This is a genomic window from Salinibacter sp. 10B (assembly GCF_002954405.1).
Classification (GTDB): domain Bacteria; phylum Bacteroidota; class Rhodothermia; order Rhodothermales; family Salinibacteraceae; genus Salinibacter.
This window is the reverse complement of sequence record NZ_MQWC01000004.1, coordinates 455,877-470,020: the sequence shown is the minus strand read 5'-3', so window position 1 is coordinate 470,020 and position 14,144 is coordinate 455,877. Positions and strand designations below refer to the sequence as shown.

Genomic DNA, 14,144 nt, shown 5'->3' with positions numbered 1-14,144 from the left:
GGGGGCGAGAGAGCGACACAGGCGAATCGTAGTTGTCAAGCCGAACCGTACGACCGTCGAAGTGGACCCGATCCTGTGCGAAAAGCCGGAGGGCTTCGGGATATATTCGATGCTCGACAGTTTTCACGCGTTCGGCAAGCCGTTCAGGGGTATCATCGGCGTACACTGGCACGGGCTCTTGCAGGACCACAGGGCCGTGGTCGTACTCCTCATCGACAAGGTGGACGGTGGCACCGCTCCAATGGGTCCCATACTCAAGGACAGCCTCGTGCACGTGCATCCCGTACATCCCCTTGCCGCCAAAGGCAGGAAGAAGGGCTGGATGTACGTTTGTCATGCGGCCTCGGTACGCGTCCACGACGTTCGGCGGAATCTTGAGCATATATCCGGCCAGGGCAATAAACGACACCTCGTGCCGGGCCAACACGTCCAGCAAGGCATTGCCAAAGGAAGCGGCGTCGGCGTGGTCGGATGGGTTGACAACGGCCGTTGGCACGTCGTGGCGTGCCGCACGCTCCAGTGCGCCCGCCTCCGGAGTATTGCTTACACAGCAGGCGGGATGGGCCGGGAGGTCACCATCGGCGATGGCGTCCAGGATGGCCTGGAAATTGGTGCCTCCACCGGAGGCAAAGACGGCAAGACGCATCGGGGCCGAGTCGGCGGTCACGAGAACGAGGAGCACCTCCGGGGATGGACAACTACGTGAACAGGATCACAAAGTGGGGGTGCGTCGGGGCAAATGCCAGCGATTGGGGCACGAAATTGCGGTTGAGATTTTCCACATGCACAGCGAAGAGGAGCCCCTATTCTCAAAATGTAGGACAGAACGGGGGACTCCCTCCAGGAGCTGAAAAGGAAGACCGTTACGTCTCCAGTGGGTGCGTGAGTTGGTGATCCAGGCGAGACTTCCAACGCTCGTAGGCATCCGTGTACGCATCGACTTGTGCGCTTTTGGGCTCCACTGTCGAGATGCGTTCGAGCCCTTCGAAGGCATCCCTTCGCGTGTCGAACACATCAGCCCCCAGGCCTGCGCCTCGGGCAGCGCCTTCAGCGCCATCCGTTCGGATGAGCTCTACGGTTGTGCCTGTGATTGTCGCGAACGCCGTGCGGAAGACGGGGCTCCTGAACATATTGGCGTGCGCTGCACGCACGGTCTCGACCGGCAGCCCCATCTCCGACATGATGTCAATCCCGTAGCGGAGGGCGAACACGATTCCTTCCTGGGACGCCCGGAGCAGGTGGGTGCGGTCGTGTACGTTGAAGTTGAGACCGTGGATGGAGGCCCCCGGGCTGCGGTTGTCGAGTGTGCGCTCAGCGCCATTGCCGAAGGGGAGTACCGAGAGGCCCTCGGCACCTAGGGGGGCTTCGGCCGCTTCCTCGTTCATGGCGTCGTAGGAGAGAGGGGCTTCAGTGCCCATGTTGTCGTGGAGCCACCGGTTCAAGATACCGGTACCGTTGACGCACATGAGGGTGCCGTACCGCGGCTGCGTGTTCGGCTTATGGTTGACGTGTAGGAATGTGTTTACACGCGACTGCTCATCGTATCGTGGCGTGTCGTCGACGCCGTAAACGACACCGGAGGTGCCCGCGGTCGCGGCCATATCACCCGGCTCCAAGGCGTTCAGGGAGAACGCGTTGTTCGGTTGGTCGCCAGCGCGGTATGTGACCGGGGTGCCGGGGGAAAGGCCGAGCGTGTCGGCGGCAGCGCGAGAGAGGGTGCCCTGCTCAGCGAATGTAGGCACCACCGTAGGCCACAGGGTCGGGTCGAGGCCGTAATGATCGAGCAGGTCCGTGGCCAGGGCGTCGCTCGTGACGTCCCACAACGTTCCTTCGGAGAGGCCGGAGGGCGTCGTGCAGACGTCGCCTGTCAGCTTAAGGGCCACGTAGTCGCCTGGCAGCATGGCCTTGTGAATGCGGCTGTACACCTCTGGCTCGTTGCGTTTCACCCAGGCAAGTTTGGAGGCCGTGAAGTTGCCTGGACTGTTGAGGAGGTGCTGCAGGCACCACTCCTGGCCGAGCGCCTCGAAGGCCGCTCGGCCAATGTCGACGGCCCGGCTGTCGCACCAGATAATGGCGGGGCGTAGCACCTCATGGGTGTCGTCCACCAACACGAGACCGTGCATTTGGTAGGTGAGCCCGATGGCAGATACGGACGCGAGGTCGCGGTCAGCGGTTTGGTGAAGGGCATCGGTCGCATTCTGTATGTGCCGCCACCATCGAGACGGCGGTTGTTCAGCCCATCCAGGATTGGGCGTCTCCATCGTCATCTCTGTGTCGGAGGGAGAGCGAGCGGAGGCCACAACCGTTCCGCTCTCGGGATCGAGCAAGGCGGCTTTGATCGCGGAGCTGCCGACGTCGTAGCCAAGGAGCATAATTGCACTGAGGAAGTGAGGGAGTAAGGTGGTGGGAACTGCCGTGCTGGCCGAGAGATCGTATTCGGGGGGAAGGCTACGCGCCCACTACCACCGGTGATGAACGCTCTCGCGGATGTATTCGTCGTAGATGGTTTCTACTGCGTTCATTGTTTCGGTGGAGAGGGGGGGGAGATCGGCGGCTTGAGCATTCTCGGCGGCCTGTTCGGGTCGCTTGGCGCCAGGAATGGCACAGCTCACGGCGTCGTGCATCAGGATCCATCGCAACGCGAATTGGGCCATCGTCATGCCGTTCGGCTTTACTTCGTTGAGCTTGCGGACGGCGGCCACGCCCTGCTGCAGGTCTACGCCGGCAAAGGTCTCTCCAACATCGAACGCCTCGCCGTTCCGGTTAAAGTGCCTGTGGTCGGTTTCCGGAAACGTAGCATCGCTTCCGTACTTGCCGGTGAGCAGTCCTGAGGCGAGAGGCACCCGTGCCACAATCCCAACGTCCCGCGCCATAGCCTCCTCGAAGAAAAGCTGGGCGGGGCGCTGCCGAAACATGTTGAAGATGATCTGCACGGTTTCCACGCCGGGGTACTCGATGGCTTTAAGGGCTTCCTCCACCTTTTCCACGCTCACGCCATAGTGTTTAATTTTGCCCTGTGCCTTCAGGTCGTCGAGGACGGCGAACACTTCGGGCTGGTAGTACACCTCCGTTGGCGGACAGTGAAGCTGGACGAGATCAAGCGCATCACGGTCCAGGTTTTCGAGGCTGCGGTCGATGAAGCCGGTCAAATTCTCCCGATTGTAGCCTTCTGCGGTGTGTGGGTCAAGACGCCGTCCGGCTTTGGTGGCCACGTGGATATCGGTGTGGTCGCGATAGAGTTGAGCAAGCAACTGCTCGCTCCGTCCGTCGCCGTAGACATCCGCGGTGTCGAAGAAGTTGACGCCGTTCTCAACGGCAGTATTCAGGGCTTGGAGGGATTCGTGATCATCCACGCTGCCCCAACTGCCGCCGATGGCCCAGGCGCCGAAGCTGACGGCAGAGACGTTCCAGCCGGTACTGCCGAGAGGGCGATATTTCATGGTATGCTGTGTGTTGGAGGCGAGGCAATGTGTGTCGAACAGTTGAGGACGCAGGGCCCGTAGACACTCCGGGCAGTACAGTTGGGTTAATCCGTCCCGTTGCGGTGACGCGAGGTAGGCCCGTTCGGGGCTCTATGATATTGAGGAAGAAGGACGTAGGTTGCACCCGGTTTGGTGCCGAGTGCAACCTGGCTTCCTAAACGGCCGATGGATACGGGGACGCCGGCCTATCACTTTTCGTACGACCCGACGGGATCGGGCAGTCCGTCGATCATTGCCGGAGAGCGTTTTTTGTGCACTCTGCGCAGAAACTAGCGAGGGGCGGACGGTCTTTGTCTCTCCCGAAACGAACGCAGTTGTCGAGGGTGTCCTTTGTGAGATTATTGTTCCTCTTCGAGGTTGACGGATCGCAAGGGGCCAACTTGCATGGGAAAACCAACTGTTTTGATGGCAACCGTTTTTGCGACTGAGGAAGTCTACCTCTCAGCGCTCGTGGTGCCCGTCAGGCTCGTATAGAAATCGGCTCAATAGGAAGAGATGAGCCGTTCTGTTAGGCACGCCCACGTTTGAAATCAAAACAGTCGCTACGTCCGACACGGAAGCATCGCATTTTCGTCCCCCCACAAGGGGTGTTTTGCTAGCCACTTACCCCGACATCGACAGATTATGGACCGCCGCCAGTTCGTTGAAGCGTGTACTAGCCTCGGAATTACAGGCGTTTTTCCCGGTATTCTCTATACAAAGCTAGCGGAGTCTGAGGAAGAGAACGTGACGACCGAGCACGTTGCCGCCGCGGAGACAATCGCGGGCCTCTCGTTCACCGATAAGGAGCGGGAACTCATCGTCGAAAACCTCAATGAGCACCGTTCGCAATACGAGGATCTTCGTGAATACGACATTCCGAATGAGCGCGCGCCGGCATTTACGTTTGATCCACGCCGCGGGGGAGCTGAGATTCCTTCGGTAGAGGCGGAGGAAGACGGGGTCTCGGGCACACTTCCCGATGTTGAGCGGCCGGAGACTGAAGCGGGGCTGGCCTTTTCGTCCATTGCCGAACTTGCTCAGTTGCTCCGCTCGCGACAGGTAACGAGTATGGAGCTTACGGAGCTGGCGCTGGCACGACTGCGGCGGTACGATTCCGATCTTAATGCGGTGGTAACCTACACGGAAGAACGGGCCCTGGAGGCGGCCCGTGCGGCCGATGAGGAGCTAGATTCGGGGACTTGGCGCGGACCGTTGCATGGCGTGCCGTACGGGGCAAAGGACCTTTTGGCCGTAGAGGGATACAAGACGACGTGGGGGGCGACGCCGTATCAGGAGCAGCGCCTGGAGGGAACCGCCACAGTCATCGAAAAGCTAGATGAGGCTGGGGCCGTTCTCGTAGCCAAGCTGTCGCTGGGAGCGCTGGCATGGGGCGACGTGTGGTTTGGGGGCACAACCAAGAATCCCTGGAATCTCGATCAGGGGTCCAGTGGCTCGTCGGCGGGGCCGGCCGCTGCGGTGTCGGCAGGATGTGTGCCTTTTGCCATTGGGTCGGAAACGCTGGGCTCAATCGTTTCTCCGTCGACACGGACCGGGGTGACGGGGCATCGTCCCACCTTTGGGGCCGTGAGCCGAGAGGGAGCGATGGCGCTCTCCTGGTCGATGGACAAATTGGGGCCGATTGCTCGCTCGGCCCACGACACTGCCCTCGTTTTTGACGCAATCCGCGGGGGGGCAGGCACCAGCGACCCGGCCTCGGTCGACATGCCGTTTCCCTTCGATCCGTCTGTGGATCCGGCCTCGCTCCGCGTTGGATACGTTGCCTCCGCCTTCGAAGAGGAGTACGACAACCAGTCGGCGGACCAACGCACCCTCAAGGTCTTGCGCGACATGGGGGTTCGCCTTCAGGCCGTGGATCTTCCCACGGATCTGCCCGTGGGGGCTATGCTGAATACCCTTGAGGTGGAGGCCGCCACGGCCTTTGATGAGTTGACCCGATCGGATGGCATCGATCAGCTTGTGCGCCAAGGCCAGAATACGTGGCCGAACGTGTTTCGTACGGCGCGTTTCGTTCCCAGCGTTGAGTTCCTTCAGATGAATCGTCTCCGTGTGCGGCTCATGGAGAAGATGCACACGCTCATGAGCGATCTTGATGTGCTTGTGAGCCCCAGTTTTCAGGGGGGCACCCTCGGCATTACCAATTTGACTGGGCATCCCTGCGTGTGCGTTCCCAATGCGTTTCGGCCGGTAGAGGAGGGCCCCGACGTGCGGCGACAGCCGGGCAGCATCAGTTTCATTGGGCCGCTTTATCACGACCAGGCGCCGCTGGCTCTTTCCCATTCTTTTCAGCAAGAGACCGACTATCACACCCGCCGTCCTCCCATCCGGTAGGATCCCACGGATGATATCTTTCGAATCTCTTTGTTAATCGTCATGCGCATCGTCTCACTCTTGCCGGCAGCCACGGAATGGGTGTGTGCATTCGGCGCAGCCGAAGAGCTGGTGGGCCGCTCGCATGAGTGCGACTTCCCAGCCGAGATTCAAGATCGACCGGTCCTGACGGCCCCCGCCTATCAAGAAGAAGGGGACTCTGTAGAAATTGACGATGCGGTACAATCCAAGGTGCAGGACGGACTCAGTCTGTATGAAGTGGATCTGGAGCAGTTGCGGGCTTTGGAGCCGGATCTCGTGCTTACGCAAGATCAATGCGATGTCTGTGCAGTGAGCCGACCGGCCTTGGAGGCACAACTGGCCGACTGGACTGCCAGCGATCCGACCGTGTTCTCGATGGATCCGGAGACGTTGAAGGAGGTATTCGACGAGGTTCTCCGTCTGGGACGTACGATGGATCGTCTGGAGGCGGCCATGCAAGTGGTCGGAGAGATTGAGAGGCGCATTCAGGTGTTGCGCACGCACCTCGGAATTGATCGTCGCACCGATCCGGCCACTCTGCCGTCCGTGGTCTGCATTGAGTGGCTGGAACCGCTGATGGTGGCGGGGCACTGGATGCCCGACGTCGTGGAGATGGCGGGGGGGGCGCCTGTGCTTGGGTCGGCCGGCGAGCCCACGCGCCGTGTCGAGTGGACGGCGCTGCGGGAGGCGGATCCAGATGTCGTTGCCTGCATGCCTTGTGGGTTCACTGTTGAAGAAACCCGGCGCGACCTTCACTATCTGACCGGTCGCGAGGGCTGGCAGGAATTGACGGCAGTCCGTGAAGGGCGTGTTGCCGTGCTGGATGGGAATGCCTACTACAATCGTCCGGGGGCGCGTCTGGGGCGAGCCATCGAGATTCTGGCGACAACGATTTATCCGTCCCTGTCCCTTGAGACCGCTCCGGCCCCTTGGGAGCGGCAATGGCTCCCTCCCGACGCCGAACACACGGCCACGTCGGATCGGTAATCGCCTCTTTTGCCGACGCCGGATCATCTGCTTTCGCCACGTAGTTTAGAGGGTCTGCTATGGGAAGGAATGCGAGGAGTGAAGGGCACGGTTGCTCCTCCCGCACTCAACGTCCTGCTTCTTTCATCACCCGACGGTCCTACGACGTTCGTATATGAAACGATCGGAGTTTAGCTACGAATACCCCGAAGAACTCATTGCCGAATATCCTGCCGATCCCCGCGATTCGTGTCGCATGATGGTCGTGGATCGGGAGCAGCAGGAGGTCGACCACGAGCAGTTTAAAAACCTACCGGACTACTTTACGGAGGGCGATGTCCTCGTCGTCAATAACACGAAGGTCTATCCTGCGCGGCTCTACGGTCAGAAGAAGAAGACCGGGGCTGACATTGAGGTCTTCCTGCTCCGGGAGCTGAACCCCGAGAGTCGGCTTTGGGATGTGATGGTCGACCCGGCCCGGAAGATCCGCATTGGCAATAAGCTGGAATTCGACGACGACCTGACGGCCGAGGTCATCGACAACACCACCTCCCGAGGGCGCACGATCCGCTTCTCCTTCGACTACACGAACGAGGAGCTCTACGCGAAAATTCGGGAGCTGGGTGAGACTCCGCTGCCCCCCTATATTGACCGGGAGGTGGAGGAGGAAGACCGCCAGCGCTATCAGACCATTTTTGCCAAGCACCGGGGAGCCGTTGCGGCCCCCACTGCGGGCCTTCACTTCACCGAAGAACTCGTCGATCGGCTGGAAGAGAAGGGCGTGCAGGTGATGCCCATTACGCTCCATGTGGGGCGCGGCACCTTCCGTCCGGTGGACGTGGAGGACCTCACCAAGCATCGCATGGACTCTGAGGAGTTTATCATCCCTCAGGAGACCGCCGATGCCGTGAACCGAGCCCTTCTCTCTGAGGAAAACACGGTGACCGCCTGCGGCACCACGGTGGTTCGCGCTCTTGAGTCGAGTCTCTCCGCCGACGAGATGTTGAAGGCCGATCATAGTTGGACGGACCTCTTTGTGTATCCGGAGTATGACTTCAAGATCACGGAGCGGATGATTACCAACTTTCACCGGCCAGAGAGCACCCTCTACATGATGGCCTCTGCGTTCATGGGATATGATTTTGCGTTTGAGGTGTACGATAAAGCGTTTGAAGAGGAGTATCGGCTCTTTTCGTTTGGCGACGCCATGTTGATTGAGTAGCGTTCCGCTTGTTTGAGAAGCGGCGCCCTTATGAGCTATTGGATGAACCAAGCCGGAAGAGGGGTCTGATGTCTGACGACGTGACGGAAGTGGGAAATAAACATGAAGTGGCTGTGCTCATCCCGGCAGCGGGGGAGGGTCGTCGGCTTGGCGGGCCGCGCAAGCAGTTTCGGACGCTGGGGGACCGTCCGCTGCTCGTTCAGGTGTTGCTGGTGTTCGAGCAACATCCTGGCGTTGGGCATCTCGTGGTTGCGGTGCCGGAGAACCACGTGCAGGAGGTAAGCGACCGGTTACAGGCCGAGGGATTGAGCAAGCTCACGGCGGTGGTAAGCGGGGGGGACTCGCGGCAGAGTTCCGTCCGACACGCCCTTCGGGCTGTGCCGGCTCCTGTCGAGACGGTGCTCGTCCACGACGCCGTGCGCCCGTTCGTAACGGCCCGTGAGGTGCAGGCGGTAATCCAGTCGGTTCGGGCCCACGGAGCGGCCTCTCTTGCTATGCCGGTGGCCGACACCCTTCGAACGGCTTCCGATGAGCGGTTTGGGGAGACGGTGCCCCGAAGCAACCTCTACCGGATGCAGACGCCGCAGGGCTTCCGCCGCGCCTGGCTTGAAGACGCACACCGCGCGGCGGTGGAGGCTGACGGACAGCCTGCGACTGACGATGTGGGGCTGGTGCAGAAACAGGGACGCGATGTTCATCTGGTGCAGGGCAGTCGCCGCAATTTTAAAATCACTACGACGGGCGACTGGCAGATGGCGCAGCAGTTGTGGGGGGCGTGGACCACTGCTCCAGAGCGCACGGACCGTTGACACGCGATTTGATTGCAGACGCCCTTCGACGAAAGGTTCGATCTTCCGTATGCGAATTGGCTTTGGGTACGACGTCCATCGGCTCGTGGAGGGGCGCCCTCTCATTCTTGGTGGGGTTGAGATCCCCCACGATGCCGGTCTTGCTGGGCACTCCGATGCCGACGTGCTCCTGCACGCGATCGCCGATGCGCTTTTGGGGGCGGCTGCGCTCGGGGACATTGGCACCCATTTTCCGGATACCGATCCGGCCTGGAAGGGGGCTGACAGCCACGTCTTGTTGGAGCACACCGTGCAGGCGGTGCATGAGGAGGGCTACCGGCCACACAACGTGGACGCTACTGTCGTTCTTGAGCAACCGAAGCTACGCCCCTATATCGAATCGATGCGCGGCAACGTGGCGTCTGGTCTCGATGTCCCGCGCGACCGGGTGTCGGTGAAGGCAACCACGAATGAAGGACTAGGGGCGGTGGGACGAGAAGAAGGCGCTCAGGCCCACGCAGTGTGCATGATTCGGCCAGTATGATTTTCCCACGGTTCCTCCATGCTTGAGTGGTTCTCCAACTTCTTCACGTGGATGCAGACCCTGTCGCCGGTCTGGGCCTATCTCACGATCTTCGTGATCGCCTACGGCGAAAACGTAGCTCCGCCGATTCCCGGAGACATGGTGGTTGTATTTGGAGGGTACCTCGCGGGGATCGGACAGTTGCACCTCGGCATTGTCATTCTGCTGTCCACGATCGGAGGGGCCTTGGGCTTTATGACGGTCTTCGCCCTGGGCTATCGGCTAGGGGCCACGGTGCTGGATGCCGAGCGCTATCGGTGGCTGCCCCGAAGCGGTGTAGAACGAGCTCGACGTTGGATTCACCAGTACGGCTACGGCGTGATTGCGGCCAATCGGTTTCTGAGCGGGGCTCGGTCGGTGATCTCGTTGACGGCTGGCATTGGACGATTGGCGCCGGGCCGCACGTTCTGGTGGTGCACCGTGAGCGCACTCGTTTGGACTGGACTCATCAGCTACGCCGGATACGCGGTGGGCGATAACTGGACGCTCGTGGTGGACTATCTTCGGGCCTACGGGCGAATCATTCTCACGCTGCTGTCACTAACGGCCCTGGCGCTGCTGGTGCGCTGGTACTGGCGCCAGCGGTCAGAGGATGCTCAAGGAGAGGTGAGATGACGGGGCCCTGAGATTGGGGGCGAGGACCGGAGCCCGTAATTGAGCCGTCCGGTACGTTCCGTTTCTCATCTCGGGGCGCTGTTCATACGGCGACTCAATCTGCCGAGGATGGTATGGGACGCAGCGTATTCAATTCAGTACCTGCCCCTGGTTTCCCCTCGTGAGGCCGATCCCCGCTTTTTTACTGGGGGCCAAACTGCAGACCTGCAGCACTTGTGGTCGAGGGCGTCCAGCGTGCGTCATTCGTCCTCGTCCCAAAGGTCCTCCAGATCATCGACGGTCGTATCCGAGGGTTCCTCGCGCGGCCCATCATCTCGAATGAGGGCGAGGATGGCCTTGTGGGGAACGATCAGATAATGGGTGCCATCGTAGCGGAGGTCGATCGCTTCGTTGCGAAGAAAGAAAGCGTGATCGCCGGGGTTGGCCTGAAGAGGGAGGTAGCGTACCGGCGTAGTGGACTCCTTCCACGATTCCGTTTCGGTATACTCGGGATTCTGCGTGAGATAGCCAGGACCCGTTTTTACAACCCGGCCGTTCTGAACATTGTCCTGGTCGGAAACTGAAGCAGGGACCACAAGTCCGGTGTCCGTTTTTTCCTCTCCGGTCTCGGGCTGGATAAGCACGCGATCACCAACGACGATAAGGTCCGCCATGGAATAGACGACTCTTGGAGGAAGTATTCAGATTGAACATTAACAGACGCACCTAACGAGGCCCGTGGACAGAGGGTTCATTCGGGGCGAAAGTTTCCACAGAACGTACACTTCTCCCGTCTTCTTGTCCCGTAGGACGCTCGACCGGGAAGCAGGATCCGATCTTATAAAAACTGAAAGACCACAATCACGAGGAGGCCGACGAGGCCTGCGGCGAAGGCCATAAGCCGGATGGTACGGTCAATTTGATTCTCCATGGCGGTGGGAAGCCAATGGATGAGGGGGGGTGGACTTAAAGTGGATAATAGTATATGTACTATCGTCCTCGATTCAAAATTTCTGAATCGCTTGTTCATTATCTATCGACCAAGATGAGCCTCAGAGGCCTAAAATACGTATTCCTCCGTAGTGCAACTGCAACGTTCTTGCTGCTGCCATTCGCTGAGAAATTGTCTGCCGGTTGAAGATACTTATTCTCGATGGGATTATGGAGAGGACCTGTTGCGAGAAGGGGACGCCTCTTCATCCAGAAGCCAGACGAGCTGATTGCGGGGACGAAGGCGGGTAATGGGCAACGAGTCGTCCCGATTGCCGAGAGCAGCCTCGACCGTTTTGCGTTTCTCTGCTCCCGACACGAGCACCAGCCCGTGCCGAGCGGCGTTGAAGACAGGAAGCGTACAGGTTAGTCGCTGGGCAATGTCGTGTCGGGGAGGAGCTGAGACGGCACGAACCCATTTCGAATCGGTGGGCGACGGGTCGTGCTCCGGGAAGAGGGACGCAGTGTGTCCATCCGTTCCCATGCCGAACAGAGCGAGGTCAAAGGTGTGAGGTCGATCGGCAAACGCATGGTGCAGGGTGTTCGCGTAGGCGGTGGCTGCGGTCTCGGGCGGGTCGGAGACGGGCATAGGGTGAACGTTCTCCTCCGGCACGTCAGTTGCGTTGAGGAGAGTGTCTCGCACCAATCGGACGTTGCTTTTTGGGTGATTGTGCGGGACCAGTCGTTCGTCGCCCCAGAAGAGATGAATCTGGTTCCAGGGAAGCGCGTCCTCGGCCAGTAATTCGTACAGTCGGCGCGGCGTACGTCCGCCAGCCAGAGCAAGAGCAAAGAGGTCTTGGTCGACTAAAGTCCTCTCAATGATCGACCGCACCCGATGGGCAGCGTTTTGGCTCAGGGCTTCGAGGTCGGAACTCACGTCTACGTCGACGGCGGGGGGGAACGAGTTGGGCATCGGGGAGAGAAGGCAAGTGAGAAGGAATCCTCGTCCAGTTGGCGTCCTGGACGATTCCGCAGGTATCCCAGCGGAGGTATGGCGCTTGAAATGAAAGTGGCTTCTTATACCGTTGACCGAACGTGATTGTCCATTTCCGAGCTCCATCCCGTAAAAAATTTGCCGTCTTTACGGACCGCGCCCCCCGCATTCCGATGCGGGATCTCAACCGGCTCACATGGGGGGAAAAACGATTCGGGGCCCGAATACTCCACGGGGATTGAGATCATGCCGGGTTCAGAGAGTCAAAGGGAGTTGTGGGGAGAGTAAAACTGAAGGTTGATCCCTCGCCCGGTGTACTGTCGAGGTGAAGCTCGCGGTTATGAGCCCCGAGGATGTGTTTCACGATTGCGAGTCCTAGTCCAGTGCCGCCCTGATTTCGAGAGCGGCTTTTGTCCACGCGGTAAAACCGCTCCGTGAGACGCGGCAAGTGCTCCGACGGGATTCCAATGCCATCGTCGGACACACTAATTTCCACTGCTTCGGGGGCGGCGTGGACGGCGCGAAGGAGGACGGTGCCGCCTGCTTCGTTGTACTTGATTGCGTTGTCCGCGAGGTTCACTAACACGCGGCGGAGGCGGTCGCGGTCGCCGTAGACTGAGGGAAGATTGGCCTCCACCTCACACCGAAGGGTGATGTCTTTTTCTTTGGCCTTTATCTCCAGAGACTCTCGAACCTCCTCAAATATAGCGGATGGGGCGAACTGTCCGGTCGACATCTCCATTTCGCCCGTTTCAATTTTCGTGATGGCCGACAGGTCCCGCGCCAGGTTTTCTAAGCGGGAGACGTTGTGCAGAATTTTTTCGAGAAAGGTGCGGTTGACGTCTTCATCGTCGAGTGCTCCATCGAGAAGCGTCTCCGCGAATCCCTGAACGGAAAAGATGGGGGTTTTGAGTTCATGAGAGACGTTGCCGATGAATTCACGCCGGTAGCTTTCTCGCTCCTTCAGCTCTTGGATCTCATTCTCCAGCGTCTGGCCCGTGCGATAGATTTCCCATATCAGCGAGCGAAGCTCGTCGCTGTGGGGATTGGTCGGAGCGGTGAGGTCCTCAAAGGCGTGCTGACGGATGTGATGGAGCATCCGATGGGCCTGATCGAGTCGACGGGCCAAAGTGTAATGGGCGACTACGTAGGCAATGAAGCCGGATCCGGCTCCGATCATTCCCCACGACGGCCACGACGATACTGCGGCGGCGATCCCGGTAACAGCCAGTGTCATGGCCCCGGCGATTTTCAGCGCGAGACGATTCACTGGTGACGGGAGCCATTGGTTCACCTTTGCAGAGGGACTCATCAGCGGACGTGAGTCGACAACTCGGGAAAAAGGGCCGGGTTTTAGCTCATATTGAGGAAGGCCCGTGCGTCGTTCCCGGTTCCGGGCCGGTTTGGATTATGATTGTGAAAACGATGGTCGGCTATATGGAGGAGGACAGGGGCGATGGATTTGAGGTCTCCAATTTCTCTACCAACTCCGACAGAGGCGGCTCGTAAGACTCACCGAACAACTCGAAATTGACGCCGTCCGCCACGGTCTGCAGGGGCTTCTGCTTTTCGATCACTGGGAGGTACGTTGCGTAGCACTCAAGCGCGGCCCGAGCGGTGGAAAAGTCCACGTCGTCTGCCGACACGACGCAGTCGACGAGAGGCAGAGGCGAGTGCTGGAGGTGCGGGGGGCGAGAGGCATCGTCTGGAGCAGGGGGGAGCGTGAAGAACGCAAGCCGCTTTGGGTATGTCACTCCATCTCGGCGCAGGGCGCAGACCACACGTTTGACGACCGCATGTGTCACGAGATGATCGGGGTGTCCGCTCACTCCGTGCACGGGATACGTCACCACCACGTCGGGCTCCGTCTCATGAATCTGGCGCGCGATCTCGTCCTCGAGGACCAGCGGATCCAGCTCAGCGAGTTGTCCGTCGGGGTATTCCCACACCGTAAGCGACGACAGATCGAGAGCGTCTGCAACGTCTTGCATTTCTTGATGTCGGGTCTCGGCCATTTCCTCTTTCGAATAGCCAAGCCGCTCGCGTTGTGAGGTTGCTTCTCCCCGCGTCAGGGTGAGAAGGTGTACGTCATGCCCGTGGCGGCGCTGACGGGCGATTGCAGGGGCGGGGCCAAAGCATTCGTCGTCGGGATGAGGGAAGATGTAAAGGAGAGAGGCCATAAAACATCGAGGTTGTCGAGGGGGCGAATCCCTAATTCTACGGGTGAAGCGAT

13 protein-coding genes are annotated in these 14,144 nt (G+C 59.8%); 6 read left to right on the top strand and 7 right to left on the bottom strand.

Annotated features, from left to right (window positions below; all coding sequences use genetic code 11):
* The 3 genes from purN to BSZ35_RS02235 form a co-directional block, all read right to left on the bottom strand.
* The coding region (gene purN, locus BSZ35_RS19420) for a phosphoribosylglycinamide formyltransferase (RefSeq protein WP_181149144.1) at positions 1 to 682 on the bottom strand (682 nt) is incomplete at its 3' end.
* Between the two features lie 181 nt (positions 683 to 863).
* On the bottom strand, positions 864 to 2,375 hold the full coding sequence (locus BSZ35_RS02240) for an FGGY family carbohydrate kinase (RefSeq protein WP_181149403.1): 1,512 nt from the start codon (positions 2,373 to 2,375) through the stop codon (positions 864 to 866).
* 84 nt (positions 2,376 to 2,459) lie between these two features.
* Positions 2,460 to 3,440: an aldo/keto reductase gene (locus BSZ35_RS02235; protein ID WP_105010930.1), complete on the bottom strand. Its 981-nt coding sequence runs from the start codon at positions 3,438 to 3,440 to the stop codon at positions 2,460 to 2,462.
* Positions 3,441 to 4,106: 666 nt separating this feature from the next.
* On the opposite strand from BSZ35_RS02235, the gene BSZ35_RS02230 reads away from it, so the two are divergent.
* The 6 genes from BSZ35_RS02230 (at position 4,107) to BSZ35_RS02205 (ending at position 10,008) form a co-directional block, all read left to right on the top strand.
* Positions 4,107 to 5,813 carry an amidase gene (locus BSZ35_RS02230; RefSeq protein ID WP_105010929.1) on the top strand — a complete coding sequence of 569 codons (1,707 nt, stop codon included), beginning with the start codon at positions 4,107 to 4,109 and terminating at the stop codon, positions 5,811 to 5,813.
* Between the two features lie 42 nt (positions 5,814 to 5,855).
* Positions 5,856 to 6,821, top strand: a complete 966-nt coding sequence (locus BSZ35_RS02225) for a cobalamin-binding protein (protein WP_105010928.1) — start codon at positions 5,856 to 5,858, stop codon at positions 6,819 to 6,821.
* Between the two features lie 154 nt (positions 6,822 to 6,975).
* Entirely contained in the window at positions 6,976 to 8,022 is a 1,047-nt protein-coding gene (queA, locus tag BSZ35_RS02220) for a tRNA preQ1(34) S-adenosylmethionine ribosyltransferase-isomerase QueA (protein WP_105010927.1), read from the top strand.
* Between the two features lie 68 nt (positions 8,023 to 8,090).
* Positions 8,091 to 8,831: a 2-C-methyl-D-erythritol 4-phosphate cytidylyltransferase gene (gene ispD / locus BSZ35_RS02215; protein ID WP_105010926.1), complete on the top strand. Its 741-nt coding sequence runs from the start codon at positions 8,091 to 8,093 to the stop codon at positions 8,829 to 8,831.
* A gap of 49 nt (positions 8,832 to 8,880) precedes the next feature.
* Positions 8,881 to 9,354: a 2-C-methyl-D-erythritol 2,4-cyclodiphosphate synthase gene (gene ispF, locus BSZ35_RS02210; protein ID WP_105010925.1), complete on the top strand. Its 474-nt coding sequence runs from the start codon at positions 8,881 to 8,883 to the stop codon at positions 9,352 to 9,354.
* Positions 9,355 to 9,372: 18 nt separating this feature from the next.
* Positions 9,373 to 10,008 carry a DedA family protein gene (locus tag BSZ35_RS02205; protein ID WP_181149143.1) on the top strand — a complete coding sequence of 212 codons (636 nt, stop codon included), beginning with the start codon at positions 9,373 to 9,375 and terminating at the stop codon, positions 10,006 to 10,008.
* Positions 10,009 to 10,247: 239 nt separating this feature from the next.
* Here BSZ35_RS02205 and BSZ35_RS02200 read toward each other — a convergent pair whose 3' ends face one another.
* The 4 genes from BSZ35_RS02200 to BSZ35_RS02185 all read right to left on the bottom strand — a co-directional run bounded on the left by BSZ35_RS02200 (position 10,248) and on the right by BSZ35_RS02185 (position 14,091).
* Positions 10,248 to 10,661, bottom strand: a complete 414-nt coding sequence (locus BSZ35_RS02200) for a co-chaperone GroES family protein (protein ID WP_105010924.1) — start codon at positions 10,659 to 10,661, stop codon at positions 10,248 to 10,250.
* A 485-nt stretch (positions 10,662 to 11,146) separates the two neighbouring features.
* Complete coding sequence (gene pgl, locus BSZ35_RS02195) at positions 11,147 to 11,890, bottom strand: 6-phosphogluconolactonase (protein ID WP_181149142.1); 744 nt, start codon at positions 11,888 to 11,890, stop codon at positions 11,147 to 11,149.
* Positions 11,891 to 12,155: 265 nt separating this feature from the next.
* Complete coding sequence (locus BSZ35_RS02190) at positions 12,156 to 13,148, bottom strand: ATP-binding protein (protein WP_258096035.1); 993 nt, start codon at positions 13,146 to 13,148, stop codon at positions 12,156 to 12,158.
* Between the two features lie 196 nt (positions 13,149 to 13,344).
* Positions 13,345 to 14,091: a PIG-L family deacetylase gene (locus BSZ35_RS02185; RefSeq protein WP_105010922.1), complete on the bottom strand. Its 747-nt coding sequence runs from the start codon at positions 14,089 to 14,091 to the stop codon at positions 13,345 to 13,347.
* Between the last annotated feature and the right edge of the window lie 53 nt (positions 14,092 to 14,144).

Coding starts and splice junctions, on each gene's coding strand:
- BSZ35_RS02235 (WP_105010930.1), bottom strand. CDS start 3,440: ATGAAATATCGCCCTCTCGGCAGTACCGGCTGGAACGTCTCTGCCGTC.
- BSZ35_RS02230 (WP_105010929.1), top strand. CDS start 4,107: ATGGACCGCCGCCAGTTCGTTGAAGCGTGTACTAGCCTCGGAATTACA.
- BSZ35_RS02225 (WP_105010928.1), top strand. CDS start 5,856: ATGCGCATCGTCTCACTCTTGCCGGCAGCCACGGAATGGGTGTGTGCA.
- queA (WP_105010927.1), top strand. CDS start 6,976: ATGAAACGATCGGAGTTTAGCTACGAATACCCCGAAGAACTCATTGCC.
- ispD (WP_105010926.1), top strand. CDS start 8,091: ATGTCTGACGACGTGACGGAAGTGGGAAATAAACATGAAGTGGCTGTG.
- ispF (WP_105010925.1), top strand. CDS start 8,881: ATGCGAATTGGCTTTGGGTACGACGTCCATCGGCTCGTGGAGGGGCGC.
- BSZ35_RS02205 (WP_181149143.1), top strand. CDS start 9,373: ATGCTTGAGTGGTTCTCCAACTTCTTCACGTGGATGCAGACCCTGTCG.
- BSZ35_RS02200 (WP_105010924.1), bottom strand. CDS start 10,661: ATGGCGGACCTTATCGTCGTTGGTGATCGCGTGCTTATCCAGCCCGAG.
- pgl (WP_181149142.1), bottom strand. CDS start 11,890: ATGCCCAACTCGTTCCCCCCCGCCGTCGACGTAGACGTGAGTTCCGAC.
- BSZ35_RS02190 (WP_258096035.1), bottom strand. CDS start 13,148: ATGACACTGGCTGTTACCGGGATCGCCGCCGCAGTATCGTCGTGGCCG.
- BSZ35_RS02185 (WP_105010922.1), bottom strand. CDS start 14,091: ATGGCCTCTCTCCTTTACATCTTCCCTCATCCCGACGACGAATGCTTT.